The 25,573-nt window shown below is 69.1% G+C and carries 22 protein-coding genes and 1 pseudogene; 10 read left to right on the forward strand and 13 right to left on the reverse strand.

Translation table 11 applies throughout. The features are described from left to right. Positions 1-165: 165 nt before the first annotated feature. The 5 genes from hemB to ABZ664_RS26465 form a co-directional block, all read right to left on the reverse strand. On the reverse strand, positions 166-1,152 hold the full coding sequence (hemB, locus tag ABZ664_RS26445) for a porphobilinogen synthase (protein ID WP_362515352.1): 987 nt from the start codon (positions 1,150-1,152) through the stop codon (positions 166-168). Between the two features lie 241 nt (positions 1,153-1,393). Then, complete coding sequence (locus ABZ664_RS26450) at positions 1,394-2,974, reverse strand: uroporphyrinogen-III synthase (protein ID WP_362515355.1); 1,581 nt, start codon at positions 2,972-2,974, stop codon at positions 1,394-1,396. Beyond that, positions 2,971-3,891 (reverse strand): hydroxymethylbilane synthase, encoded by a 921-nt coding sequence (hemC, locus tag ABZ664_RS26455; protein ID WP_362515357.1) that lies wholly within the window; start codon positions 3,889-3,891, stop codon positions 2,971-2,973. Before hemC ends, ABZ664_RS26450 begins: the two co-directional genes overlap by 4 nt. Next, positions 3,888-5,228: a glutamyl-tRNA reductase gene (locus tag ABZ664_RS26460; RefSeq protein WP_362515359.1), complete on the reverse strand. Its 1,341-nt coding sequence runs from the start codon at positions 5,226-5,228 to the stop codon at positions 3,888-3,890. The genes hemC and ABZ664_RS26460 overlap by 4 nt, the downstream gene beginning before the upstream one ends. A 160-nt stretch (positions 5,229-5,388) precedes the next feature. Further along, complete coding sequence (locus tag ABZ664_RS26465; RefSeq protein WP_362515362.1) at positions 5,389-6,096, reverse strand: redox-sensing transcriptional repressor Rex; 708 nt, start codon at positions 6,094-6,096, stop codon at positions 5,389-5,391. A 393-nt stretch (positions 6,097-6,489) separates the two neighbouring features. On the opposite strand from ABZ664_RS26465, the gene ABZ664_RS26470 reads away from it, so the two are divergent. After that, positions 6,490-6,738 (forward strand): glutaredoxin family protein, encoded by a 249-nt coding sequence (locus tag ABZ664_RS26470; protein ID WP_362515365.1) that lies wholly within the window; start codon positions 6,490-6,492, stop codon positions 6,736-6,738. A gap of 248 nt (positions 6,739-6,986) precedes the next feature. Here ABZ664_RS26470 and ABZ664_RS26475 read toward each other — a convergent pair whose 3' ends face one another. Continuing rightward, the gene (locus tag ABZ664_RS26475) at positions 6,987-8,834 is read right to left on the reverse strand and encodes a hypothetical protein (protein ID WP_362515369.1); all 1,848 of its coding nucleotides are present in this window, start codon (positions 8,832-8,834) and stop codon (positions 6,987-6,989) included. 202 nt (positions 8,835-9,036) lie between these two features. Here ABZ664_RS26475 and ABZ664_RS26480 point away from each other — a divergent pair, with 202 nt between their 5' ends. From ABZ664_RS26480 to ABZ664_RS26490, 3 genes are all read left to right on the forward strand, one after another. Beyond that, positions 9,037-9,681 (forward strand): sigma-70 family RNA polymerase sigma factor, encoded by a 645-nt coding sequence (locus tag ABZ664_RS26480; RefSeq protein WP_362515372.1) that lies wholly within the window; start codon positions 9,037-9,039, stop codon positions 9,679-9,681. Between the two features lie 252 nt (positions 9,682-9,933). Continuing rightward, complete coding sequence (locus tag ABZ664_RS26485; protein ID WP_362515374.1) at positions 9,934-10,521, forward strand: DUF5667 domain-containing protein; 588 nt, start codon at positions 9,934-9,936, stop codon at positions 10,519-10,521. A 233-nt stretch (positions 10,522-10,754) separates the two neighbouring features. Beyond that, entirely contained in the window at positions 10,755-11,552 is a 798-nt protein-coding gene (locus ABZ664_RS26490; protein ID WP_362515498.1) for an HAD-IB family hydrolase, read from the forward strand. A gap of 55 nt (positions 11,553-11,607) precedes the next feature. Here ABZ664_RS26490 and ABZ664_RS26495 read toward each other — a convergent pair whose 3' ends face one another. From ABZ664_RS26495 to proC, 7 genes are all read right to left on the reverse strand, one after another. Then, the gene (locus ABZ664_RS26495; protein ID WP_362515377.1) at positions 11,608-12,477 is read right to left on the reverse strand and encodes a lysophospholipid acyltransferase family protein; all 870 of its coding nucleotides are present in this window, start codon (positions 12,475-12,477) and stop codon (positions 11,608-11,610) included. Further along, complete coding sequence (locus ABZ664_RS26500) at positions 12,474-13,499, reverse strand: NAD-dependent epimerase/dehydratase family protein (protein ID WP_362515379.1); 1,026 nt, start codon at positions 13,497-13,499, stop codon at positions 12,474-12,476. Before ABZ664_RS26500 ends, ABZ664_RS26495 begins: the two co-directional genes overlap by 4 nt. A 20-nt stretch (positions 13,500-13,519) precedes the next feature. Next, entirely contained in the window at positions 13,520-13,618 is a 99-nt protein-coding gene (locus ABZ664_RS26505; protein ID WP_018654693.1) for an AURKAIP1/COX24 domain-containing protein, read from the reverse strand. Between the two features lie 301 nt (positions 13,619-13,919). Then, entirely contained in the window at positions 13,920-14,123 is a 204-nt protein-coding gene (locus ABZ664_RS26510) for a helix-turn-helix domain-containing protein (protein WP_012887307.1), read from the reverse strand. A gap of 322 nt (positions 14,124-14,445) precedes the next feature. Continuing rightward, positions 14,446-15,240: a phosphatase gene (locus tag ABZ664_RS26515; RefSeq protein WP_362515383.1), complete on the reverse strand. Its 795-nt coding sequence runs from the start codon at positions 15,238-15,240 to the stop codon at positions 14,446-14,448. A gap of 19 nt (positions 15,241-15,259) precedes the next feature. Continuing rightward, entirely contained in the window at positions 15,260-16,423 is a 1,164-nt protein-coding gene (locus ABZ664_RS26520) for an acetoin utilization protein AcuC (protein WP_362515386.1), read from the reverse strand. Between the two features lie 285 nt (positions 16,424-16,708). Then, positions 16,709-17,503 (reverse strand): pyrroline-5-carboxylate reductase, encoded by a 795-nt coding sequence (gene proC / locus ABZ664_RS26525; protein WP_362515389.1) that lies wholly within the window; start codon positions 17,501-17,503, stop codon positions 16,709-16,711. 180 nt (positions 17,504-17,683) lie between these two features. Between proC and ABZ664_RS26530 the strand changes: the two genes are divergently transcribed. From ABZ664_RS26530 to clpB, 6 genes and pseudogenes are all read left to right on the forward strand, one after another. Continuing rightward, positions 17,684-18,172 carry a hypothetical protein gene (locus tag ABZ664_RS26530; protein WP_362515393.1) on the forward strand — a complete coding sequence of 163 codons (489 nt, stop codon included), beginning with the start codon at positions 17,684-17,686 and terminating at the stop codon, positions 18,170-18,172. A 418-nt stretch (positions 18,173-18,590) separates the two neighbouring features. Next, positions 18,591-20,462: a molecular chaperone DnaK gene (gene dnaK, locus ABZ664_RS26535; RefSeq protein WP_362515395.1), complete on the forward strand. Its 1,872-nt coding sequence runs from the start codon at positions 18,591-18,593 to the stop codon at positions 20,460-20,462. A gap of 28 nt (positions 20,463-20,490) precedes the next feature. Continuing rightward, positions 20,491-21,108: a nucleotide exchange factor GrpE gene (gene grpE, locus ABZ664_RS26540; RefSeq protein ID WP_362515397.1), complete on the forward strand. Its 618-nt coding sequence runs from the start codon at positions 20,491-20,493 to the stop codon at positions 21,106-21,108. A 34-nt stretch (positions 21,109-21,142) separates the two neighbouring features. Next, positions 21,143-22,345, forward strand: a complete 1,203-nt coding sequence (dnaJ, locus tag ABZ664_RS26545) for a molecular chaperone DnaJ (protein WP_362515399.1) — start codon at positions 21,143-21,145, stop codon at positions 22,343-22,345. A gap of 2 nt (positions 22,346-22,347) precedes the next feature. Next, positions 22,348-22,623 (forward strand): annotated as a pseudogene (locus tag ABZ664_RS26550) (helix-turn-helix transcriptional regulator); the annotation flags it as partial. Between the two features lie 203 nt (positions 22,624-22,826). Then, the gene (gene clpB / locus ABZ664_RS26555; RefSeq protein WP_362515401.1) at positions 22,827-25,409 is read left to right on the forward strand and encodes an ATP-dependent chaperone ClpB; all 2,583 of its coding nucleotides are present in this window, start codon (positions 22,827-22,829) and stop codon (positions 25,407-25,409) included. Positions 25,410-25,573 lie beyond the last annotated feature (164 nt).

Below are 25,573 nucleotides of genomic sequence, written 5' to 3' on the forward strand. Positions count from 1 at the left end.
CGTGCACCCCGGATGCGGTCGACCTGTCCACACTCTGGTCAGTCAGAACGTCGAATATCCAGGGTTTACGCCACCTGGGACACATCCGCACCGGTTATCGCACTCTAACGCACCCGCTTCTCCATCAAGCGGCGAACCTCCAGTTCTCGGCACGCGCCGCCGGTCTCATCTCAGTTTCCCCGCCACCTCGGTGGCCCAGTAGGTGAGGATCATGTCGGCCCCGGCCCTGCGGATCGCGACCAGCGACTCCATGATCACCCGGTCCCGGTCGACCCAGCCGTTCGCCGCCGCGGCCTCGACCATCGCGTACTCGCCGCTGACCTGGTACGCCGCCACCGGCACGTCCACGGCGTCGCGCACCTGGCGCAGGATGTCGAGGTAGGCCAGCGCGGGCTTGACCATCACGGCGTCGGCGCCCTCGTCGAGGTCCAGCCTCACCTCGCGCAGCGCCTCACCGATCGGTCCCGCCGCGTCCTGCTGGTAGGCGTTGCGGTCACCGAACCGGGGAGCGCACTCGGCCGCCTCGCGAAACGGGCCGTAGAACGCCGAGGCGTACTTCGCCGAGTACGCCAGGATCGGGACCTGCTCGAAGCCGTCACCGTCCAGGGCCGCCCTGATCGCCGCGACCTGGCCGTCCATCATGCCGCTCGGCGCGATGACCTGCGACCCGGCCCGCGCCTGGGCCACTGCGGAGGACGCGTAGCGCTCCAGGGTGGCGTCGTTGTCGACCTCCCCCTCGGGGGTCAGGATGCCGCAGTGCCCGTGGTCGGTGAACTCGTCCAGGCAGGTGTCGGTCATCACGACCAGCGCATCGCCCACGTCGGCGACCAGGTCGGCGACGGCGCGCTGGACGATTCCCTCCGGGTCGTCGGCCGCCGAGCCCCGGCCGTCCTTCACCTCGGGGATGCCGAACAGGATCAGCCCGCCGACCCCGGCCTCGGCGGCCTCGTGGGCGGCCTTGCGCAGCGAGTCGCGGGTGTGCTGGAACACCCCGGGCATCGAGCCGATCGGATTCGGCTCGGTGATGCCCTCCTTCACGAACATCGGCAGCACGAGCTCCGCCGGGTGCAGCCGGGTCCCGGCCACCATCCGGCGCATCGACGCCGTACGACGGAGCCTGCGCGGACGCGCGACAGGGAACTGAGCCGTCATGGTGCTTCCCCTCCCCCCGGCCGGTAAGGGAACCGCGGGCCGGAGGATCTCGGTTGTGTGTTCCTGACTCACCACGCGACGCGGCACCGATCGTGCCGCCGACCGCAACGCCGATCATGAGATCGATCGTGAGACCGATCGTGGTGTCACCGCAACGCCGATCACGGCCCGCGACGCTCGCCGGGGGCCGTCGAACGCGGCCCGCCCGCCCGTCGTGCGCGGGCGGCGACCACTTCCAAGGTTACTTCGCGCGGCGCCGGGCTCCCCGCCGGGTCTGCGAGGGCCTACGAGGGGTGTCCCCCGCCATGACCGCGGCCTGCCGCTGCTTGGCACCATACTCGGCGAGCGCCGCCGCGAGGGCGGAAGCCGCAGGTTTGTCGGCCATGACGTCGACGCGGAGTCCGAACTCCTCGGCGGTTTTGGCGGTCTGCGGGCCGATCACGGCGATGACCGTGACGTTGTGCGGCTTGCCCGCGATGCCCACGAGGTTGCGGACGGTGCTCGACGAGGTGAACAGCACCGCGTCGAACCCGCCGCCCTTGATGGACTCGCGGGTCGGGGCGGGCGGCGGCGCGGCACGGACGGTCCGGTAGGCGGTCACGTCGTCGCACTCCCAGCCGAGCTCGGTGAGCCCCGCCACGAGTGTCTCGGTCGCGATGTCGGCGCGCGGCAGCAGCACCCGGTTGATCGGGTCGAGCATCGAGTCGTACGGCGGCCACTCGGCGAGCAGGCCCTCCGACGACTGCTCGCCGGTCGGCGTCAGGTCGGGCTTGACGCCGAAACTCACCAGCGCCCGCGCGGTGCTCTCGCCCACGGCCGCGACCTTGAGACCGGCGAACGCGCGTGCGTCCAGGCCGTACTCCTCGAACTTCTCACGCACGGCCTTGACCGCGTTCGCGCTGGTGAAGGCCACCCACTCGTAGCGTCCCGTGACCAGGCCCTTGATCGCGCGGTCCATCTGCTGCGGGGTGCGCGGCGGCTCGACGGAGATCGTGGGGACCTCCTCGGGCACCGCGCCGTACGACTGCAGCTGCTCGACCAGGCCGGCCGACTGCTCCTTGGTCCTGGGGACGAGCACCCGCCAGCCGAACAGCGGCTTGGTCTCGAACCACGACAGCCGGTCGCGCATGCCGACGGCCTCGCCGACCACGATCAGCGCGGGCTCGGCCATCCCGGCGTGCTTGAGGTCGGGCGCGAGCCTGCCCAGCGTGGTCACCACGGTGTGCTGCTCGGTCGTGGTGCCCGCGCTGCTCACCGCCACGGGCGTCGAGTCGGGGCGGCCCGCCGCGATCAGCGCCTTCCCGATCGGGACGGCCTCGGCGATGCCGTTGTAGATCACCAGAGTGCCCGATCCGGTGGCGTACGCGGCCCAGTCGTCGATCTGGGTCGCGTCCACGACCCGGAACTCGGGCACCGAGACCGCGGCGGGGATCCCCGCGTAGGTGAGCACCGCCGTCGCCGGTGGCACGCCGGGCACGATCTCGAACTCCACGTCCGCCTTGGCGCAGGCCGCGACCTCCTCGGTGATCGAGGAGAAGAACATCGGATCGCCCGCGCACAGCCGTACGACGCAGCTCCCGCCCTTGGCCGCCTTGACGACCTTCAGCGAGACGGCGCCGTCCTCGGCCGCGTCGACGACGTCGACGCCCTCACGGCAGTGGCGCAACAGCGGGCCGTACGCCTCCCGGTCGAGAATGACGACGTCCGCCTTGGAAAGCAGGTCGGCGCCGCGCAGCGTGAGCAGGCCCTCATCACCGGGACCGGCCCCGACGAAGGCGACGAACCCGGACGGGCGCTCGAAGGTGGTACTTCCGGAGCTCAATGTGCTCGCTCCCCTATCAACGTGCCGGCCCCTTCCGCGATCATCTCGGCCGCGAGGTCGCGACCGAGATCCATGGGCGTGGAAGAGCTTCCGGCGGTGGACTTGCGCACCGCTCGCCTGCCGTCGACGGCGACGACAGCGGCGGTCAGGATCAGATCGTGCCCGTTCTCGGCCGCGTACGCGCCCACCGGGGCGGTGCACCCCGCCTCCAGGGCGTTGAGCACCGCACGCTCGGCGGTGACCGCCGCGCGGGTGCGCGCGTCGTCGAGCACGCTCAGCAACTCGACCAGGTCGGTCCGGTCGGAGCGGCACTCCACGGCCAGCGCCCCCTGCCCGGGGGCGGGCAGTATCTCCTCGACCTCGAAGATCTGGGAGATCTCGGCCTCGCGGCCCAGCCGGCCGAGCCCGGCGGCGGCGAGCACGATGCCCTGCAGCTCACCGGAGGTCACCCTGCCGATGCGAGTGTCGGCGTTACCGCGAATGGGCACGTAATCAAGATCAGGACGAATCACCCGAAGCTGGGCGATCCGCCGCGGTGATCCCGTGCCGATCGCCGCGCCGGACGGCAGGTCGGCCAGTTTGGCGACGCTTACCAGGGCGTCCCTGTGGTCGTCGCGCGGCGGGATCGCCGCGATGACCACGCGCGGGTCGGGCGTGGTGGGCAGGTCCTTCAGGGAGTGCACCGCGAAGTCGATCGCACCCTCGATCAGCTTGTCGCGCAGCGCGCTGACGAAGACCCCGGTACCGCCGAGCTGCGTGAGGTCGCCTCTGGTCACATCGCCGAAGGTGGTGACACCGACCAGCTCGACGGCCGCGCCGGTCAGCTCGGTGAAGCGGGCGGCGACCAGGCCGGACTGCGTCGTCGCCATGACGCTCCGCCTCGTCCCCAGCCGGAGCGGAGAGGAAACGCTGCTCACAGGCCTGCCTCCTTCTTGCTCGGCTCGGTGTTCTTACCCGGCTCGGCATCGATCGTCTCGATGCGCCTCACCGCTTCTGGCACCTTCGGGTCAAGATTGAACAGCTCCCGCAGCGCCTCCGCGTAATGATCGCCCGCCGGGGACTCCGCCAGCTGTTTGACACGCACGGTGGGCTCGTGGAGCAACTTGTCGACCACGCGCCTCACGGTCTGCCCGACCTCGTCCCTGACGCGCCCCTCAAGGTCGGGCACCCGCGCGACGAGCCGTCCGAGCTCCGCCTCGACCACCTGGGCCGCCTTGCTCCGCAGCGCCACCACGGTCGGCGTGACGCGCGCGGCGCGCTCGGCCGACAGGTAGGCGGTAACCTCCTCGGCGACGATCTCGCGCACGGCGATGACCGCCTCGGCGCGACCGCCGTCGTCGGTGCCGGCGTCGGCCTCACCCTCCTGCATGGACTCCAGGTCGACCAGCGTCACACCGGGCAGTCGCCGTACGGCGGGATCGATGTCGTGCGGCAGGGCCAGGTCAAGCAGGAACGTCTCACGGGGAGCCACCATGTCGGCCGTGATGACCACGTCGGTGGCGCCGGTGCAGGAGATGACCAGGTCGGCCCCCGCCAGCTCGGCCGCCAGGTCACCGAATCCGGCTGCCCTGCCGCCGACCGTCCGCGCCAGCCGCACCGCGCGGTCGTGGGTCCGGTTCACCACCACGATGTCGGTGACGCCCGCCCGCTGCAGGGTCGCGGCCGACAGGGCGCTCATCGAGCCCGCGCCGACCACCAGGGCCCGCTTCCCTTCCAGGGGACCGAGGGCGCGCTCGGCGAGGGTGAGCCCCACCCCGACGAGGGAGGCACCCGCCCGGTCGATGCCGGTCTCGGTGTGGGAGCGCTTGCCCACCCGCAGTGACTGCTGGACGAGCTCGTTGAGCGTCGGGCCGAGCGTGCCCTCCTGCTGGGCGAGCCTGAGCGCCGAACGCACCTGGCCGAGGATCTGTCCCTCTCCCACGACCATCGAGTCAAGGCCAGAACCGACGGAGAACAGATGCTCGACGGCGCGATCCTCGTAGTGCACGTAGAGGTGGGAGGCCAGCTGCTCCATGGGAACGCCGGAGTGGGTGCTGAGCAGCCGGGAGATCGAGGTCACCGCGGCGTGGAACCGGTCGACCTCGACGTAGACCTCGACCCTGTTGCAGGTCGAGACGACTATGGCCTCGGCGACGTGGGCGTCCTGCTGGACGTCCTGGAGCAGCTTCACCAGCGAGTCTCCGGAGACGGAGACCCGTTCCAGCAGGGCCACCGGTGCCGTCCGGTGACTCAGGCCGACGACGAGAACGCTCATCGGCCCCCTCCCGCCTTCCGGGAGAGGACGCGATCCGCTCTCGCCGTACTCGGCCTCGCAGTGCCGGCGTACGACCTGGTCAGCACGCTCGTCGTAGTCGTCATGGCCGTCATGACCGTCCGGGAGACGCCGTGCCCGCCGACCCGTGTGCCGTGTCTCTTCACAAGTCCACCGCCTCGGGCCACTCCTCGGCCATCACGGGCCCCCCAGTCATCCGATCCGCCTTGCGTTGCTCGTGGAACGCCAGGATCTGGAGTTCAATCGATAGGTCGACTTTACGGATATCCACGCCTTCTGGCACGGAAAGGACGACAGGGGCGAAGTTCAGGATGCTGGTAACCCCCATGGCGATGACCCGGTCGGCTACCTGCTGGGCCGCCGTAGCCGGTGTTGCAAGCACCACGATCGACACCCCCCGCCGCGTTATCACGGCTTCCAACTCGTCGATGTGCTCCACATTCAATCCCGCGATGTGGTCGCCCACCACCTCGGGGTCCGCGTCGAGCAGCGCCGCGACCCTGAACCCGCGGGAGACGAACCCGCCGTAATTGGCGAGCGCACGCCCGAGGTTACCCACTCCGACGATGGCGACGGCCCAGTCCTGGGTGAGGCCCAGCTCGCGGGAGATCTGGTAGATGAGATATTCGACGTCGTAGCCGACCCCGCGGGTGCCGTACGACCCCAGGTGGGAGAGATCCTTGCGAAGCTTGGCCGAGTTGACGCCCGCCGCGACGGCGAGGTCCTCCGAGCTCACGGTCGCCAGGCCACGCTCGGCCATGCCGTTCAACGCTCGCAGATAGAGCGGCAGCCGGGCGACGGTCGCCTCGGGGATGCCGCGTTCGCGGGCTTGGGACAGACGGCGGATCACGTGCCGGAGCTCCAGGGGGACAGGCGGCCGGCGCGGCCCGGACGCGACGGATGACGAGGTGAAACCACTGTCATTCAGGTTAGTCCTTTTGTGAACCGATGCACAAAGTGAGTGTTCACAATCTTGGCCGCGCCCCCCGCCGGTCCTCTCCCCGCCCCCTCCTCACGCCCCGCCCCTGCGCGTCTTCGCCCCCTCCTCACGCCCCGCCCCTGCGCGTCTTCGCCCTCTCGTCAGGCCCAGACCTGTGCCTCTTCGCCCGCTTGCCAGGCCCAGGACCCGCACCTCCCACGGGCACGCACACCCGGTTCGCCGGGTTTTCCCTTCGTCGTCCCGGATCTTCGCCGCTCGCCACAAGGAACGGCGCGGCGCCGCGATTCGGCTACCGTGACGGTCATGTCACCGCGAGACCATCGCATCACCCTGCTCGGCAAACCCGGTTGCCACCTGTGCGACGACGCACGGGCGGTGATCGAGCGGGTCGCCACCGAACTCGGCGTCCCGTGGGAGGAACGCGACATCACGGCCTCCGCCGAGGATGAGGCCCGCTACTGGGAGATGATCCCGGTCACCCTCATCGACGGGGTGCAGCACGACTTCTGGCGCGTCGACGAGAACCGCCTCCGCGCCGCCCTCGGCGCCTGAGGACCTCGACGCCTGAGGACAGGGACGTCCTCTGCCCCTAAATTGGTGCCGCTCGTCCCCATGGTCGTTCCCGCGTTTCCCGCGACACGACCGCAGCGCCCCGGCGGGTGAGCGGCCGACGTGGTCGCCCCCGGCCGTCGCCGGAAAAATGTGATCGTCCCCGGCCTGGTGGAAGGTCGGTCCGATCATCACCATCGGAACGTGATCATCCCCCGCCCGTCGGCCGGCCCCACGCGGCCGGCCCGCGCTCACGACCTGAAGGCCATCGGAAGCGGCATCACCTTCGCGGCGTTCACCGTGAGTTCGATCACATTGGTGGCGAGCACCATCGTCTGACGCTCGGTGACGAAACGTTGCGTGTGGGATTGGCGCTGGTGATCGGCGTAGGCGACCTCGTCACGGTAGAGCTCGTAGACGATCCGCTGAAGAGGCGCCGACTTCACCGAGTGACAGGTGTAGACGAGCGTGTCCGGCTCGGAGCGCCGTACCGAATCGACGGTCTCCTCGGCGAGCCGGTCGAACCTCTCGCCCGTGCCGTCGAGCAGCGTGAAGACGGTGAGCAGGCCGAAGATGCTCGGTGAGGGACGGTTCGAGCCGCCCGGCAGGTCACCGGCACCGCCCGGCGTTCCCGGCCCGCCCGCTCCGCCCGGATACAGAGCTCCGGTCGAGGGAGCGGCACCGCCGAACGCCTGGTCGTAGCCGAGGGAGCCTCCCCGGTCACGTCCCCTGGACCCTCCACGTCCCTGCTCGGAGCCCGGGGAGGGCGCGCCGCCGAAGGCCTGGTCGGCGGGCATGGGCTGGAGACTGCCCGGCCTGCCGGTGCCCGGCATGCCGAACTCCCCGGTGCCGGGACCCGCGGACCTGCCGAACTCCCCGGTGCCCCCGGGTCTGCCGAACTCCCCGGTACCTCCTGGCCTGCCGAACTCCCCGGTGCCGGGACCCGCGGACCTGCCGGAACCCGGGGCACCGTGCCTGCCGAACTCATGGGCGGGGATGTTGTACTCGCCTGTCGCAGGGCCAGGGCTCGGCATGCCGAACTGGCCGGTCACCGGTGGCGGTGACTGCCTTCCGGGATCACCGCCGCGCCTGCCGGGGTCGGCTGCGGGCGGCTGGTCGGCGGGCGGCATTCCGTACTCGCCCGCCATGAACATCCCCGTGGCCGGACCACCGAACCTGTCGTCGCCCGGGGAGGGTTGCTGCCGCATACGCGCAGCGTAGTCGACGTCCTGCTCACCCGCCCGGTACTCGGCCACGAGGTCGCCGAGGCCGGAGCGGCGCGGCGTCTCCTCAGCCGGAGTCCGGGCGGGAGGGGTCTCCGGGGTCACGCGGCGGCCGGCGACCTGCACGTCACGGGGCTGGTGCTCGGGGCGGCGGGGCGGGGGGCGGTCCTCCCACTCGTCGCCCTCGTCCTCGTCGTCGTCCTCGTAGGGCGCGAGCGGGCGCAGCACGACGTACCAGACCGCGGCGGCGGTGACGAAGAGCAGAAGCGCGGTGAACATCCCGGGCACCGCGAAACTGACGGCACCGACGAGGGCGAGGCCGGTGGGACCGAGCACCAGGAGCGCGTGCATGTTGTCGGCGTCGTAGTCGTCACCGCCGCGCCAACGGAGGACCGCGAAGACCAGCCCACCCAGCAGCACGAGCGCGACGATCACATGGACGGCGAGGAGCAGGGAGGCCGGGGGCAGGCCCCAGTGGCGACTACCCGGCGGAAGGGCCTTGGTGAAGTCCTTCTCCTGCAGGACGGGGTCGACCGCGAGGATCACCGTGGCGATGACGGTGAAGGCGATCCCCAGGAGCCAGGAGGAGAACCTGACCGCGCTCTTACGGGCCAGTAACTGGATGACCCCGACGATCAGCCACAGGGGCGCCAGCATGGATCCGGTCAGTTGATAAATCCGGAACGTGCCCGTCCCAAACCCGATCAAATAGCCGGTGGCGATTACTCCCAGTGAGACGGCGAGAGACGCCGTCGTGATACTCCAGGCGATCAGCCAGCCCTTGGGCTCACTGCGGAGACGGCTGACGAGGGCACCGGTGGCGATGGCTGCGAGCAATGCACCGGCGAAGGCGATGACAGCGACGAGGACTTCCATGGTGTCTCCAATGCTGCCGGACATTACCCCCCAACCGGTAGCCGAACCCTGAGTTGGCTACCGGAGCCGGTCCGAAACAACCGACCCCACACCGTATACGGCGGTTACCCCCAGTCACGACGTTCCAAAGTGGATTGTGGAATTTCCGCTTCATTTCTAGAGTGATCGAGCACGCCGTACCCCCTCCCCTCAGGGATACCGGATGCCTGAAACGTGGCCGCTCGCCGGACACCTCCCCACGACAGCCGGGGTAACCCGGCCCGTCCGCAGTAGCGACCTCACCGTGCGTGAGGATGCCTCCGAAGAACTCCGGAGGCTCGTTTTGCGTGCCAAGACCGGAGACTCGGATGCTTTTGGCACGCTCTATGATCGTTACCTCACCCTGGTATACCGCTACATCTACTTCCGGGTCGGCTCACATCCGCTGGCCGAGGATCTCACGAGCGAGACCTTTCTCCGCGCGCTCCGCAGGATCACGGACTTCACCTGGCAGGGGCGTGATTTCGGCGCCTGGCTCGTGACCATCGCGAGGAACCTGATCACCGATCACTTCAAGTCCGGCAGATACCGTCTTGAGGTCACGACGGCCGAGGTGATCGACACCCCGCTCGACGGCCCGCACATCCCGGAGAACGCCGTCGTCACCGCGATGATCAGCGACCGGGTGCTCACCGCCGTCCGCGATCTCGGTCCCGAGCAGCAGGAGTGCGTGGTGCTGCGCTTCCTGCACGGCATGTCACTGGCGGAGACCGCGCTCATCATGGGCAAGAAGAGCGGCGCCATCAAGGCGCTCCAGTTCCGCGCGATCCGCGCCCTCGCCCGCGCGCTGCCCCCGGACCTCAGCTGATCCCGGCACGCCGGCTCCGGCCGACGCCGGTCGGCATCGCCTCCCGGTGCGGGCCGCCACACCCGGGATGAGGTTCCCCATGCCGATACGGCGCAGCGCGTAACCTGCCGTGCCGAGTCGTCGTTAGGCAAGTGACACCGATGGATCATGAGCTGGGGGCGGCAGGGAGCGTTCATGGGGAAGTGGCTGCCTGGATTCTCGCGGAGGTCGCAGGCACGCATCCAGAACCGTGTTTCACGGCTGGGAGCCCGCATGACGGCCGGCCCCCAACCCGAGTTCAACGCCAGGCTCCGTGAGCAGCTCACCCGATCCCCTCAGGGAGAGGGCACCGCCGAGCGACGCCCGGCGGGCCCCCGCCACTCCCGGCGGAGATCCCGTGCGGGACTTTTCCCGCAACTGCTCAGCGCCGCCCTGGTGGTCGCGATGATCGCGTCCGTGATGGGGACCTACCGGTCGATGCCCGGTGACACCTTCTATCCGCTCAAGCGCGCCGCCGAGAACACGCTGTTCCACCTGAGCAGCGACGACGCCGAGCGGGCCGACCGCTCCTTCGGCTACGCCGAGACCCGCGCCCGTGAGGTCAAGGAGCTCCTGGGCTCCGGCGAGGGCGAGAAGGTGATCGGGGAGACCCTGCAGGCCATGGAGGAGACCACCCGCTCCGCGGTGACCTCCCTGCGGCAGATGCGGCGCCGCGACTCCACGCGCGCCGGAGAGCTCAAGCGCTTCGTCCAGAAACAGCGCACCCAGATCACCGGGATGATCCCCAAGATGGGTGCGGAGAACCAGCGCAAGGCCCACGTCTATCTCAACTACATCGAGGGCCTCGCCCCGCCCGAGTAGCCGATGGCTCGGGTCGGTGAAGCAGGAAGCCACAGGGGTGTCACGAGAGCGGCACGGGCTGAGTCTCCGGCATTCATGCCGAAGAGCGCGTCAACGATCTCACCGCCCTGTCGCGGTTAAGCTGAGTGGCTATGAGGCGGTTACTACGACGGCGGGACCAGGCGGGAACGGCCAGTCGGGCGACGGTGGGAGAGATCGCGGCCGGTGAGGTCGCGGCCGCGGCCGCCGTCGCGATGCCGATGGCCGAGCCCGACCCGGTGTCCGCGGCCTTCTTCGACGTCGACAACACCATGATGCGCGGCGCCTCCATCTACCACTTCGCCCGCGGTCTCGCCTCCCGGGGCCTGTTCACCAGCAGGGATCTGTTCAGGTTCGCGCTCGGCCAGATGATCTTCCGGGTCCGCGGCGACGAGAACCCCGCTCACATCGAGGAGGCCAGGGAGACCGCGCTCGCGTTCGTGGCGGGCAACAAGGTCGAGGAGATCGTCCGGCTCGGTGAGGAGATCTACGACGAGGTGATGGCCGATCGCATCTGGGCGGGCACCCGCGCCATCGCGCAGGCACACCTCGACGCCGGCCAGCGGGTCTGGCTGGTCACCGCGACCCCGGTGGAACTGGCCCGCGTGATCGCCCAGCGTCTCGGCCTGACCGGTGCGCTCGGCACCGTCGCGGAGACCGAGAACGGCGTCTACACCGGCCGCCTCGTCGGTGACCTGCTTCACGGCCCCGCCAAGGCGGAGGCCGTGAGGGCCCTGGCCCGCAGGGAGGGTCTCGACCTGTCCCGCTGTTCCGCCTACAGCGACTCGGCCAACGACCTGCCCCTGCTCTCCCTCGTCGGCCACGCCACCGCGATCAACCCCGATGCCGAGCTACGCGAGTTCGCCCGGCAGAACAGCTGGGACATCAAGGACTTCCGTACGGGACGCAAGGCGACCATGGTCGGCCTGCCCATCGCGGCGGGCGCGGGGGCCCTTGCGGGCGGTATCGCCGCCGCCGTCGCCCTGCGTCGCCTCTACCGCTCCGGCCGCTGAGGACTGTTTCTCCCTTCGCGGTACGCCACGGTGCCGTGAGAGACCTCGGAAAGGCTCAGAAGAAGGGCGGGAAGGCGTGGCCGCGCCTGAGCCTGAGCTCGTCGAGCTGCTGCTGGACGGACTCCCTCACCTGGTCGGTGAGGTTGAAGACCAGCATGGGGTCGTCGGCGTCGGTGGGGTCGAGTTCGTCGGTGCGGATCGGCTCGCCAAAGCCGATCATCCATTTGGACGGGAGCGGGACCAGCCCGAGAGGCCCGAACCAGGGAAAAAGCGGCGTGATCGGCAGATAGGGCAGGCCGAACGCCCTGGCGAGGAAGCGCAGGTCGCCGATCTTGGGGTAGATCTCCTCCGCGCCCACGATGGCGCAGGGAACGATCGGCACACCCGCGCGGATGGCGGAGGCGACGAACCCACCCCGGCCGAAGCGCTGTAGCCGATAGCGATCGGAGAACGGCTTGCCGACCCCCTTGAACCCTTCGGGGAAGACGCCGACGATCTGGCCCTTGCGGAGCAACCGGTCGGCGTCGTCGCGGCAGGCGAGGGTGTGGCCGGTCTTGCGGGAGAGGTGGCCGAGCACCGGGAGCCGGTAGACCAGGTCGGCCCCCAGGAGACGGAGCGCGCGACGCTCGGGGTGGTCGTCGTACAGGGCCACCTGGAGCATGAGTCCGTCGAGCGGGAGGGTGCCCGAGTGGTTGGCCACGATCAGGGCTCCGGAGTCACCGGGTACGTTGCGCATGCCGAAGGTCTCGGTGCGGAACCAGTGGCGGTACAGCGGGCGGATCAGCTCCAGCAGCACCTTGTCGGTGAGCTCGGCGTCGAACCCGAACTCGTCGACCTCGTACTCTCCGGTCAGGCGACGGCGCAGGAAGGCGAGCGTCTCGGCCAGCCGGTGATCGTCCCCGCTGCCGTCCGCCGTGTCGCTCACCCCGTCACCGGCCGGGACACCATGTCCGCCAGGGCGGAGGGCAGGCCCCCTGCCAGGTCACGTGCGTGGATGAAGTCCTCGAAGGCCGCCGCGGTGGAGAATTTCGGCTTCCAGCCGAGGGCCGTGGACAGCGCGGTGGTGTCGACCACGCGTCCGTGGCACATCAGGCGGAGTTGCTCGGGAGAGAAACCGACCAGTCCCGCGCTCCGGGCGAGCTCGCCCATGAAACGGAAGACGGGAGAGGGGACGGGCATCGAGAGCAGGTCCGCCCTGCGCGCGCACTGCGACAGCAGCAGCACGCCGTCTCCGGCCACGTTGAACGTGCCCGGGTGGTCTTCCATCGCCATCCGCCTCAGCACCTCGACCGCGTCGTCCTCGTGGACGAACTGCAGCCGCGGGTCGAACCCGAGCACGGTCGGCAGGACCGGCTGGGTGAAGTAACGCGTCAGCGGTGAGTCGACGCCGGGTCCCATGAAGTTGGCGAACCTGAGCGTCGACACCGCCACATCGCGCCGCCGTCTGGCGAAACCGCGGACGTAGCCCTCCACTTCGGAGGCGTCCTTGGCGTAGCCACGGCTCGGAGGCTCTCCCGGCTCGGCGTCCTCGGTGAAGACCGCGGGATCGTGCGGGGAGGAACCGTAGACAGCGGTGGTCGATCGCACGACGACACGGCGCACCGTCGCGGACCGCTGACAGGCACCGAGCAACTGCATGGTGCCGATGACGTTGTGTTCCTTCATGAGCGCTCGGCCACCACTCCGGGGAGGGGCGCTCACCAGACTCATGTGAACGACGATGTCGACGTCGGCGGCCGCGATCACCTGGGCGATGTCGGGGCTGCGCAGATCAACGCGGACGAACTCCGTCCGGCCGAGAGGTACGCCGCCATCACGTGAGAGCGAGGGCGGCGGCACCGTATCCACTCCGATGACCCGGTCGATGTCCGGGTCATCCGCGAGAACGCTCGCCACTCGGGCGCCGATGTGGCGCGAGACCCCGGTGACAAGCACGGTGTGGGTCATCGGCGCCTCGCAGATCCGCGCTACTTCTTGTTACGCCGCTGGATGCGGGTCTTCTTCAGAAGCTTGCGGTGCTTCTTCTTCGCCATGCGCTTACGGCGCTTCTTGATCACAGAGCCCACGGGACCCCCAGGTAGCTGGTAGCCGAGATTGTCGAACCGGTGCGCGAGAGCACACCGGCACAACAGACTACCGGCGATCCACGGTAGATCGCCCCTGGGGGGACCCCGGGCGCATGAACTCACGACGTGGCGACCACGTCGCTACCCCGATGAGGCACGGACCGGCTCTTGCGCGGCCGTACCGGAGATCGTGCTCCGACAGACCGGAAAAGAGCAGGACCGTGAGCGGCCTGGCGCCTTCACCTCACGACCGGAACGCTTCCCCCGGTCGCTCGGCTCGACGCGTCGAGCTCACCCTGCCTCAACCTGCCTCGATGTAGGCATCCCTGAGATAATCGTGTACCGCCTGCTCCGGCACTCGGAAGGATCGACCGACCCGGATGGCCGGCAGCTCGCCCGAATGCACGAGTCGGTACACAGTCATCTTGGACACCCTCATGACAGTGGCCACTTCTGCCACCGTCAGGAACTTCACCTCGCTGAGAGGTCTTTCGCCTGCACCCATCGGACGCCTCTTCCGCACGTGTATCCGGGTTATCCCCACTGGTGCCATTGCTCACGCACGTGTACTGCCGTCAGCGTAAGTCGGGACCCCTGTCACGCAAACCCCCTATTTTCTCAGCCCACGGGGTCCCACGTCAGCGAAACGCATGAAAACGCTGGCCAGCAGCCTGATCGTGCCTCTCACATTGATCTTGGAACGGACCAACTGTCTCCCATTAGAGTCGCCCACAATCCCCAAAAAGTTGGCAAACGGGCGGCGAGGTAGGTGGAATGCAGGCGCGAAATGCCCGTATAGGGATGACCTAATTTGCGCATCCCCCGTCTCAGAGGGCTCGCACGACCCTCTCGACCAAGTGGTGCGTCAGCGGTTCGTAATACCTGGGTAGCACGTTGTCATCGAGCGGGACGGTGGCCGCGATCTTGCCTTCGGCCTCACCGACGAAAAGTGCGGGATCGTTGCTGTCGGCGAATCCGACCGTGAGGATGCCCGCCTCGCCCGCGGCCCCGGCCCAGCCGTGGTCGGCGATCACCAGATCGGGACGGTCGGAACCCAGTTCGGCGATCATGGCGCGCATCGGGGCGGGGTCGTGCGTGTGCACGAAGGCGCCCTTGTCGTCGAGCATCGCGACGTCGTCCATGTAACGGATCTTGCGCCTGCGCCCGAATCCGCTGCCCCAGTACGACCAGCCCTCGGCCGGTGCCATCAGGGTCGCGCCGCGCGCCCTGAGCATCCGGCCCAGGGCCATGTGAACGGTGAGCAGGCCGGTGGGGTGCCCGGTGGCTATCAGGATCCTGGGGTTCTCCCCCCGGAGCACACCGGCGATCGTGTCGCCCATCTTCTCCGTCGCCTCGATCGTGCGATCGGGATCGATGGTGTCCTGCCCCTCCCGGTGCTCGGGATCGGCCACGACCCCCGCCGACTTGGCCATCAACTCCAGCACGTCCCGGTAGGACCACGCGCCGTCCATCGTCAGCCCGAACATGTAGTGCGGATCACGGTTGGAAAGCGACCGGTAGTGGTCCAGGTTGTTCTCCCGACTGGTCGCCACATCACCGGCGATCCGGGTACGGATCAGGTGCTCACGAAGCTCGGCGCGGGTCATCGGTTCCTCAGTCATTTTGCCGGGGGGTCATGGGTCACGGGAGGGGATCGAGCCCGTGGAAGGGGAAGACGGAATTCCTCGTCGCCATGATGGCCCGGTCGATCGGGTCTGCTGGGTCATAACCAGCGGAGAAATCCTGAAATTCCGGATTTCGGCCATCGGTGAGCGTCAACGGCGCCGTCTGGCCGGTCCGCTCCTTGACGAACTTGCGCCACGCCTCGGGAGTGGCCGTCCGGGGATCGAGGGGGTGGCCCGCCACCTCCGCGATCAGGTGGGTCCACGCCCGGGGCACGACCTGCACCAGCTCGTATCCCCCGCCACCCGTCACGATCCACCGCCCGCCCGCGGTTTCGTGGGCCAGCTCGTGCAGCGCCGCGTACGTGGCCCGCTGGCCGTCCAGGCTGAGCATGAGGTTGGCCAGCGGGTCGAGGGCGTGGCTGTCGCAGCCGTGCTGGGTGACCAGGATCTCGGGGGCGAACTCCCGCAGCAGCGGCGGGACCACCGCGTGGAAGGCCCTGAGCCAGCCGCTGTCGCCGCATCCGGCGGGCAGGGCCACATTGACCGCGCTGCCCTCCGCGCCACGCTCCTCGGGAAAACCGGTGCCCGGGAAGAGGGTGCGGGGGCTCTCGTGCAGGCTGATGGTGAGAACCCTGGGGTCGTCGTAGAACAGCGCCTGCACGCCGTCGCCGTGGTGCACGTCCACGTCCACGTAGGCGATCTTGGACGCGCCCTGGGAGAGCAGCCACGCGATCGCCACGCCCGGGTCGTTGTAGACGCAGAAACCGCTCGCCGTGCCGGCCATCGCGTGGTGCAGGCCCCCCGCGACGTTGACCGCGTGCTCGGCCTCACCGCTCCACACCGCGCGGGCCGCCGCCAGGCTGGCACCGGTGATCAGTGCGGACGCCTCGTGGACCCCGGCGAAGGCGGGGTTGTCCGTGGTGCCGAGCCCGTAGGCCACGTCGGGCCGGCCGGTGGCGGAGACCCGCCTGACGGCCTCGATGTAGTCGCGCCGATGAACGAGGGCCAGCTCGTCGTCGGTGGCGGGCGCGCAACCGCCCATCTGCACCTGGTCCAGCACGCCGAGCTCCCCGGCCAGCGCCATGGTCAGCTCCACACGTACGGGCGCGAGCGGGTGTTCGGGGCCGAAGTCGTACGAGGTGAGCGCATCGTCCCAGACAACCCGCACGGACCGGCTCATGGGCACTCCCTGTCTGGCCGCGACGCCAGACGTCACGGCCCGATCTTCCTGCTCCCGGCTCGACGTTACCGCACGTGTACGGAATGGCGTTTACGCAGCCGCCTTGGAGGACGTGCCCGTTTTCATCTGAGCGAAATATCTTGATTTATTGCTTTAACAGGCACGTTGAGCAGGCCACCCTGGACGGTCGGACGTCCCCGGGATCCCACGTCCCCTGACGAGGAGATCGGGCGGAGGAGACCCTTGCGGCCCCCTGACGGTGGGGACCGGCAGGAAGGGACGGGCTCAGCCCTCGGCGAGCTGGCGCCCCCGGTCCCTGGCGGCCTCGATGGCGGCGAGGAAGGCGGCACGGACGCTGTGCCGCTCCAGCTCGGCGATGGCCGCGATCGTCGTACCGCCGGGGGAGGTGACCGCCTCGCGGAGGATCACGGGGTGCTCCCCCGAGTCACGAAGCATGATCGCCGCCCCGACGATCGACTGGGTGACCATGTCGAGGGCGGCGGCACGGGGCATGCCGAGCAGGATGCCGGCGTCGACCATCGCCTCGACCAGGTAGAAGAAGTAGGCGGGACCGCTGCCGGAAAGGGCCGTGGCGGCGTCCTGCTGCGACTCGGGGATGCGCAGCACCTTGCCGACCGGGCTGAACAGGTCCTCGGCACGCCTGAGGTGCTCCTCGGAGGCGTGGGCACCCGCCGAGATCACGCTCATCGCCTCGTCGACCAGCACCGGCGTGTTGGACATGACCCGGACCACCGGGATGTCGGCGCCGAGCCTCGACTCGACGAACGAGGTCGTGATCCCCGCCGCCGCCGAGACGACCAGGCGGTCGGCCGGGATGTGCCCCGCGATCTCGGCGAGCAGGGACCCCATGTCCTGCGGCTTGACCGCGAGGATGATCGTGTCCGCGTCCTTCGCCGCCTCGGCGTTGGAGGCGATCCGCACGCCGTACCGCTCCGCGAGGGCCTGGCCTCGCTCGGCACGCCGTGCCGTCGCGATCACGTCGCCCGGCTTGAACCCGGCCCTGAGCAGCCCGGACAGCAGGGCCTCCCCCATCTTGCCGGTTCCAAGAATCGCGATCATGTGAGCACCTCGAAATCGTGGATCGGAACTCCCCGCAGCCTATCGGCCCCGCCACCGGCGGGAATCATCCCGTGTATGAGTCGAAGGCGATGGGTGACCATCCGTCCCGGCCGTCTTGCCGGGACGACATCGGGGTGTCCTGAACCGCCCGGGAGCCCGATCCGTCTTAGGGGTATGCGTATGATCGCGACCTCTATCCTGGCCGGAAGTCTTCTGCTGGCACTGGGCTGCGGCACCGAACCCAGCGCCACGGTCACCACCTCCCCCTCGCGTCCGGCGAGTCAGACCACCTCCGTCCCCGGCAACCCCTCCGAACCGGCGGCCCACACCGTGGCTCCCCGGGAGGAGCCCACGACGAGCGGCACCCCCAAACCGACGAAACCCGAGGGCCACACCGACAATCCCCGCAAGGTGAGGTGGCTGACGGCCAAGCCGTCCAAGGACGGCCGTAGCCTGCGGATCGTCTGGTGGTCCGGAGTGGAACCGTGCAACGTGCTGGACCGGGTCACCGTGCGCGAGACCTCCAAGCGGGTGACCGTCACCCTCTGGGAGGGCCCGAGCAGCAAGGCGCAGAACGTCGCCTGCATCGAGATCGCCATCCAGAAGGTGACGACCGTCAAGCTCAAGAAGCCCCTCGGCGCGCGCAAGGTGGTCGACGGCGCCCGCTGACACACCCCACCCGCGCGAAGACACGGGAAGGGCCGGAGGCACCGCATCGGAGTGCGTCCCGGGCGGGCGATGATCGACCCTTCCCCGCCCGGTCGGGGCCACCCGCCGTCGAAGGCGGGGTCGTACGAGCCCCGCGGGCGGTGGCCGGGGCCATGCCGCGCCTCCCCGCAAAGATCGGCGCCCGGGTCGTACGAGCCCTGCGGACGGTGGTTCGGTTTGCCCCGTCGCCGACCGGGAACGATGACGCCCTTTCCCTCGTCAGAGGGGGTGGCGGACAACACTTTGCCTTCCCCTGGAAATCGGGAATGCCGCCGCGCGTCAGAAGGTTGAGCCCAGTAGGCTCAAGTCGTTTGACAAACGTCACACGAGGTTCCACTATGAGTCCCATCGACTCAACTTTGACTACAAGGACGTACTCATGGCACGTGCGGTAGGTATCGACCTGGGGACGACCAACTCCGTCGTCTCGATTCTCGAGGGCGGTGAGCCCACCGTCATCGCCAACTCTCAGGGTTCGCGGACCACGCCGTCCGTGGTCGCGTTCGCGAAGAACGGCGAGGTCCTCGTCGGCGAGGTCGCCAAGCGGCAGGCCGTCACCAACGTTGACCGGACGATTCGCTCGGTCAAGCGCGAGATGGGCAGCAACTGGTCCGTCGAGATCGACGGCAAGAAGTCCAACCCGCAGCAGATCAGCGCGTTCGTCCTGCAGAAGCTGAAGCAGGACGCGGAAGCCTACCTGGGCGAGAAGATCACCGACGCGGTGATCACCGTTCCCGCCTACTTCAACGACGCCCAGCGCCAGGCCACCCAGGAAGCCGGCACCATCGCCGGCCTGAACGTGCTGCGCATCATCAACGAGCCCACCGCGGCCGCGCTGGCGTACGGCCTGGACAAGGACAAGGACGAGACCATCCTCGTCTTCGACCTCGGCGGCGGCACCTTCGACGTGTCCCTGCTCGACGTCGGCCAGGAGGACGGCCACGGTTTCGTCGAGGTCAAGGCCACCAGCGGCGACAACCACCTCGGTGGTGACGACTGGGACCAGCGCGTCGTGGACGAGCTGGCCAACCGGTTCAAGAACGCGCACGGTGTCGACCTGACCAAGGACAAGATGGCCCTGCAGCGCCTGCGCGAGGCCGCGGAGAAGGCCAAGATCGAGCTCTCCAGCCAGTCGGAGACCTCCATCAACCTCCCCTACATCACCGCCTCGGCCGAGGGCCCCCTCCACCTGGAGGAGAAGCTCACCCGCGCCGAGTTCCAGCGGATCACCGCCGACCTCCTCGAGCGGTGCAAGGGCCCGTTCAACCAGGTCGTCAAGGACGCCGGGATCAAGGTCTCCGACATCGCCCACGTGGTGCTCGTCGGCGGCTCGACCCGCATGCCCGCCGTGGCCGAGCTCGTCAAGGAGCTGACCGCGGGCCGGGAGCCCAACAAGGGCGTCAACCCGGACGAGGTCGTGGCCATCGGCGCCGCCCTGCAGGCCGGTGTGCTCAAGGGCGAGGTCAAGGACGTCCTGCTGCTCGACGTGACCCCGCTGAGCCTGGGCATCGAGACCAAGGGCGGGATCTTCACCAAGATCATCGAGCGTAACACCACGATCCCGACCAAGCGCTCCGAGGTCTTCACCACGGCCGAGGACAACCAGCCGTCGGTGCAGATCCAGGTCTACCAGGGCGAGCGCGAGATCGCCGCGTACAACAAGAAGCTGGCCACCTTCGAGCTGACCGGCATCGCCCCGGCGCCGCGCGGCATCCCGCAGATCGAGGTCACCTTCGACATCGACGCCAACGGCATCGTCAACGTCTCCGCCAAGGACCTCGGCACCGGCAAGGAGCAGACGATGACGATCACCGGTGGCTCCGCGCTGCCGAAGGACGACATCGAGCGCATGATGCGCGAGGCCGAGTCCTACGCCGAGGAGGACAAGAAGCGTCGCGAGGAGGCCGAGGTCCGCAACAACGCCGACTCGCTCGTCTACCAGACCGAGAAGTTCCTCGGCGAGAACGCCGAGAAGGTTCCGGACGACATCAAGACAGAGGTCAACGAGGCCGTCGCCGAGCTCAAGAAGGCTCTGGAGGGCACCGACTCGTCCGTGATCCGCACCTCCGCGGAGAAGCTCGCCACGGTCAGCCAGAAGATGGGATCCGCCATCTACGCCCAGGCGCAGGGGTCCGAGAACCCGACCGGCGCTCCCGGCGCGGACGCCACCGATGGGCAGAAGGCCGACGAGGACGTGGTCGAGGCCGAAATCGTGGACGACGAGCCGAAGCGCGACAACGGCGCCAAGTGACGGCCGGAACGCCGAGGGGAGCACCAGCGTGAGCACGCGCGAGAACGGTTCCGAGGAGGAGCCGGTGATCCGCGACAACCGGAAGATAGACCCGGAGACGGGTCAGATTCGCGAGACGAAGCCGGCCGAGACCACGGGCCAGAACGACAGGGAGCAGACGGCCGACAAGTCGTCGTCCTCCCTCTCGTCCGACCTGGCCTCGATCGAGCTGGCCACCCAGCTCGCCGAGCGCACCGCGGACCTGCAGCGTCTTCAGGCCGAGTATTCCAACTATCGCAAGCGGGTCGAGCGAGACCGCGTGGCCGTCAAGGAGCAGGCGGTGGCCGGCGTGCTGGCCGAGTTACTGCCGGTCCTCGACGACATCGGCCGGGCCCGTGACCACGGGGAGCTGACCGGCGGCTTCGCCAAGGTGAGCGAATCACTGGAGGCGGCCACCGGGAAGCTGGGGCTGAGCGCCTACGGCACCAAGGGTGAGCCGTTCGACCCGACGGTGCACGAGGCTCTGATGCACAGCTACTCCCCCGACGTCACGGAGCCGACGTGCGTGGAGATCCTGCAGCCCGGTTACCGGATCGGCGAGCGAGTGCTCCGCCCCGCGCGCGTCGCGGTCGCGGAGCCAGAAGAGCCCGCCGCGGACGACAACTGACACCCCCACATCTGATCTCTGAGAAGGAACGTAGATGAGCACCAAGGACTACCTGGAGAAGGACTACTACGCCGTCCTTGGTGTGCCCAAGACCGCTACGGCCGATGAGATCAAGAAGGCGTACCGGAAGCTGGCCAGGCAGTATCACCCGGACGCCAACCCCGGAAGCTCGGCGACCTCCGAGAGCACCGCGAAGTTCAAGGAGGTCTCCGAGGCGTACGACATCCTTTCCGACACCAAGCGCCGCAAGGAGTACGACGAGGCGCGGACGCTGTTCGGATCGGGTCTCGGCGGCTACTCCGGTGGTGGGGGTGCTCCGCGCTCGGGTGGCTTCCCGTTCGACCTGGGGGACCTGTTCGGGGGGACCGGCCAGCAGCAACAGCAGGGCGGCACCGGAGAGCGCATCGGCGACATCTTCGGTGGGCTCTTCAACCGGGGCGGCGCGAGCCGCCCCGGGGGGACGACGAGCAGGGCGCGGCGTGGCCAGGACATCGAGTCCGAGGTCACGCTCTCCTTCTCCGAGGCGGTGGAGGGCACCACGGTGTCGCTCCGCCTGACCAGTTCCTCCGCGTGCACCGGATGCGGAGGCACGGGCGCCAAGGCCGGAACCACCCCGCGGGTCTGCCCCACCTGCGAGGGCACCGGGGCGGCCAGCCGCAACCTCGGCAACTTCGCCTTCTCCGAGCCGTGCCGCGACTGCAAGGGCCGCGGCCTGCTGGTGGACGACCCGTGCCCGGTGTGCGACGGGAGCGGGCGGGGTAAGAGCACCCGCACGATCCAGGCCCGCATCCCGGCGGGGGTCGGCGACAACCAGCGCATCAAGATCAAGGCCAAGGGCGCGCCCGGCGAGAACGGCGGCCCTGCCGGTGACCTCTACGTCCAGATCCACGTCAAGCCGCACCCCGTGTTCGGCAGGACGGGAGAGAACCTGACGATCACCGTCCCGGTCACCTTCACCGAGGCCGCGCTTGGCGCCGAGATCAAGGTGCCGATCCTCAAGGGGCTGCCGGTCACGCTGCGCATCCCCGAGGGCACCCCGAACGGCCGCACCTTCCGGGTGCGCGGCAGGGGCGTGGCACGCAAGGACGGCACCAAGGGCGACCTGCTCGCCACGATCGAGGTTCTGGTGCCGCAGCATCTGGAAGACAAGGCGAGGGGCGCCCTTGAGGACTTCCGCGACGCCACCTCGGGTGGTGACCCGCGGGCGGACCTGATCGAACAGGCCAGAAGCGAGTAGCCATGGAAGCCAACTACTTCGATCTGTCGGACGACACACCCGTCTACGTGATCTCGGTGGCCGCCCAGCTGTCGGGTCTGCACCCGCAGACCCTGCGCCAGTACGACCGTCTCGGCCTGGTCAGTCCAGGCCGTACGGCCGGTCGCGGACGCCTGTACTCCACCCGCGACATCATGATGCTCCGCGAGGTCCAGCGGCTCTCCCAGGAGGAGGGCATCAACCTCGCGGGCATCAAGCGAATCCTCGTCCTCGAAACGGAGGCCATGCGCCTGCGTGACGAGAACCACCGCCTGCGCGCGGAGATGAACACGATCCGCGCGCTCATCCAGTATCAGCTGCCCCCCGCCTGAGACTCCGTCCCACACCTTGAGGACGCGTCTGTGACCGGCCGTGAGAACGCGCCGGGGGCACACGCCCCGTGAGGACCCGCCGGGCCGGCGTCGCCATATGACACAGCACTTTCGAGTGAGGCCTGACAAGCATGGACTACAAGCTCACCCAGAAGAGCCAGGCGGCGGTCTCCTCCGCCATCAGGCGGGCGGCCGCCGAAGGCAATCCCGAGGTCGCCCCGGCCCATCTGTTCACCGCGCTGCTCACCCAGACCGGTGGCACCGCCGTGCCCCTGCTCGAAGCGGTGGGCGCCGACTGGAAACAACTGCGCGTCGAGGCCGAGAAGCAGCTCGCGGCCCTGCCGAAGGCACAGGGCTCCACCGTCAGCGCCCCGTCGAGCTCCCGGCAGCTCCTCACCGTGATGAACACCGCGGCCCAGCGTGCCCGCGGGCTTGAGGACGACTACGTCTCGACCGAGCACCTGCTGGTCGGTCTCGCCACCGACGGCGGCTCCATCGCCACGCTGCTCAAGTCCAACGGCGCGAGCCCGAACGCGCTGCTCGACGCCTTCGAGAAGGTGCGCGGGCACGCCAGGGTGACCAGCGAGACGCCGGAGGACACCTACCAGGCGCTGGAGAAGTACGGGATCGACCTGACCGAGCGGGCCCGCGCGGGCAAGCTCGACCCGGTGATCGGCCGCGACTCGGAGATCCGGCGCGTCGTCCAGGTGCTCAGCCGCCGTACCAAGAACAACCCGGTGCTCATCGGCGAGCCCGGCGTCGGCAAGACCGCCGTGGTGGAAGGGCTGGCCCAGCGGATCGTCGCGGGCGACGTCCCCTCCAGCCTGCGCGACAAGCGTCTGATCGCCCTCGACCTCAGCGCGATGGTCGCCGGCGCCAAATACCGCGGCGAGTTCGAGGAGCGCCTCAAGGCGGTGCTCGCGGAGATCAAGGAGAGTGACGGCCAGGTCGTCACCTTCATCGACGAGCTGCACACCATGGTCGGCGCGGGCGCCGCGGAGGGCGCGATGGACGCGGGCAACATGCTCAAGCCCATGCTCGCCCGCGGCGAGCTGAGGATGATCGGCGCGACCACGCTGGACGAATACCGTGAGCGCATCGAGAAGGACCCCGCGCTGGAGCGGCGGTTCCAGCAGGTCTACGTGGGCGAGCCCACCGTCGAGGACACCATCGCCATCCTGCGCGGCCTCAAGGGCCGCTACGAGGCACACCACCAGGTCCAGATCTCCGACGGCGCGCTCGTGGCCGCCGCCGCGCTCTCCGACCGTTACATCACCTCCCGCTTCCTGCCCGACAAGGCGATCGACCTCGTCGACGAGGCGGCCTCCCGGCTCCGCATGGAGATCGACTCCCGTCCCGTGGAGATCGACCAGCTCCAGCGGAACGTCGATCGGATGAAGATGGAGGAGCTGGCGCTCGCCAAGGAGACCGACGAGAGCAGCCTGCAGAGGCTGGAGCGGCTCCGCGGGGAGCTCGCCGACCGCCAGGAGGACCTCAACGCCCTGGTCGGCCGCTGGGAGCAGGAGAAGGCGGGGCTGAACCGGGTCGGCGACCTGAAGAAGCAGATCGACGAGGTGCGCGGCGCCGCCGAGCGGGCACAGCGCGACGGTGACTTCGAGGCCGCCTCGCGGCTGATGTACGCCGAGGTGCCCAAGCTGGAGGCCGAGCTCGCCGAGGCGAGCAAGGCCGCCCAGCCCGAGGACCCCATGGTCAAGGAGGAGGTCGGCTCCGACGACATCGCCCAGGTGATCTCCTCCTGGACCGGTATCCCCGCGGGCCGGCTGCTTGAGGGCGAGACCAGCAAGCTCCTCCGTATGGAAGAGGAGCTCGGCAGGCGACTGATCGGCCAGCGGCAGGCGGTCGAGGCGGTCTCCGACGCCGTACGGCGGGCGCGGGCGGGCATCTCCGACCCTGACCGGCCCACCGGCAGCTTCCTGTTCCTCGGCCCGACGGGCGTCGGCAAGACGGAGCTGGCCAAGGCGCTGGCGGACTTCCTGTTCGACGACGAGCGGGCGATGGTCCGCATCGACATGAGCGAGTACGGCGAGAAGCACAGCGTCGCGCGCCTGGTGGGGGCACCTCCCGGCTACGTGGGCTACGAGGAGGGCGGCCAGCTCACCGAGGCCGTGCGGCGCAGGCCCTACGGCGTGGTGCTGCTGGACGAGGTCGAGAAGGCCCACCCCGAGGTCTTCGACATCCTGCTCCAGGTGCTCGACGACGGGCGGCTCACCGACGGACAGGGCCGGACGGTCGACTTCCGCAACGTGATCCTGATCCTCACCTCCAACATCGGCTCGCAGTTCCTCGTGGACCCGGGCCTGGAGAAGGAGGCACAGCGGGCCGCCGTGATGACCGCGGTCAGAAGCTCGTTCAAGCCGGAGTTCCTCAACCGGCTCGACGACGTGATCCAGTTCGACGCGCTCGGCACCGAGGAGCTGTCCAGGATCGTGGACCTGCAGGTGGCCCACCTGGCGAGGCGTCTGACGGACCGGCGGCTCACGCTGACCGTGACCCCGGCCGCGCGCGACTGGCTGGCACTGACGGGCTACGACCCCCTGTACGGCGCGCGTCCGCTGCGCCGCCTCGTCCAGTCCGCGATCGGCGACAAACTGGCCAAGGAGGTCCTCTCCGGCGAGGTCCAGGACGGCGACGAGGTGCTGGTCGACCTCGACGAGGCGAGGGACTCCCTGTCCATCGGCCCGGTGAGGGCCTGACGGCGACCGTGCGATGAATCGGCAGGCCGTGTGGCGATCGGGTGGAGGTCAGCGGGAGCCGACGGCGGTCGGCTGGAGACCGGTAAGGACCTGACCGCCTCCGACGCGGCCCGGTAATGGCTTGACCACCATTGAGCTAAGCCCGCCCCTGAGCGAGACCCCCC

The organism is Streptosporangium sp. NPDC006930, assembly GCF_040635605.1.
Classification (GTDB): domain Bacteria; phylum Actinomycetota; class Actinomycetes; order Streptosporangiales; family Streptosporangiaceae; genus Streptosporangium.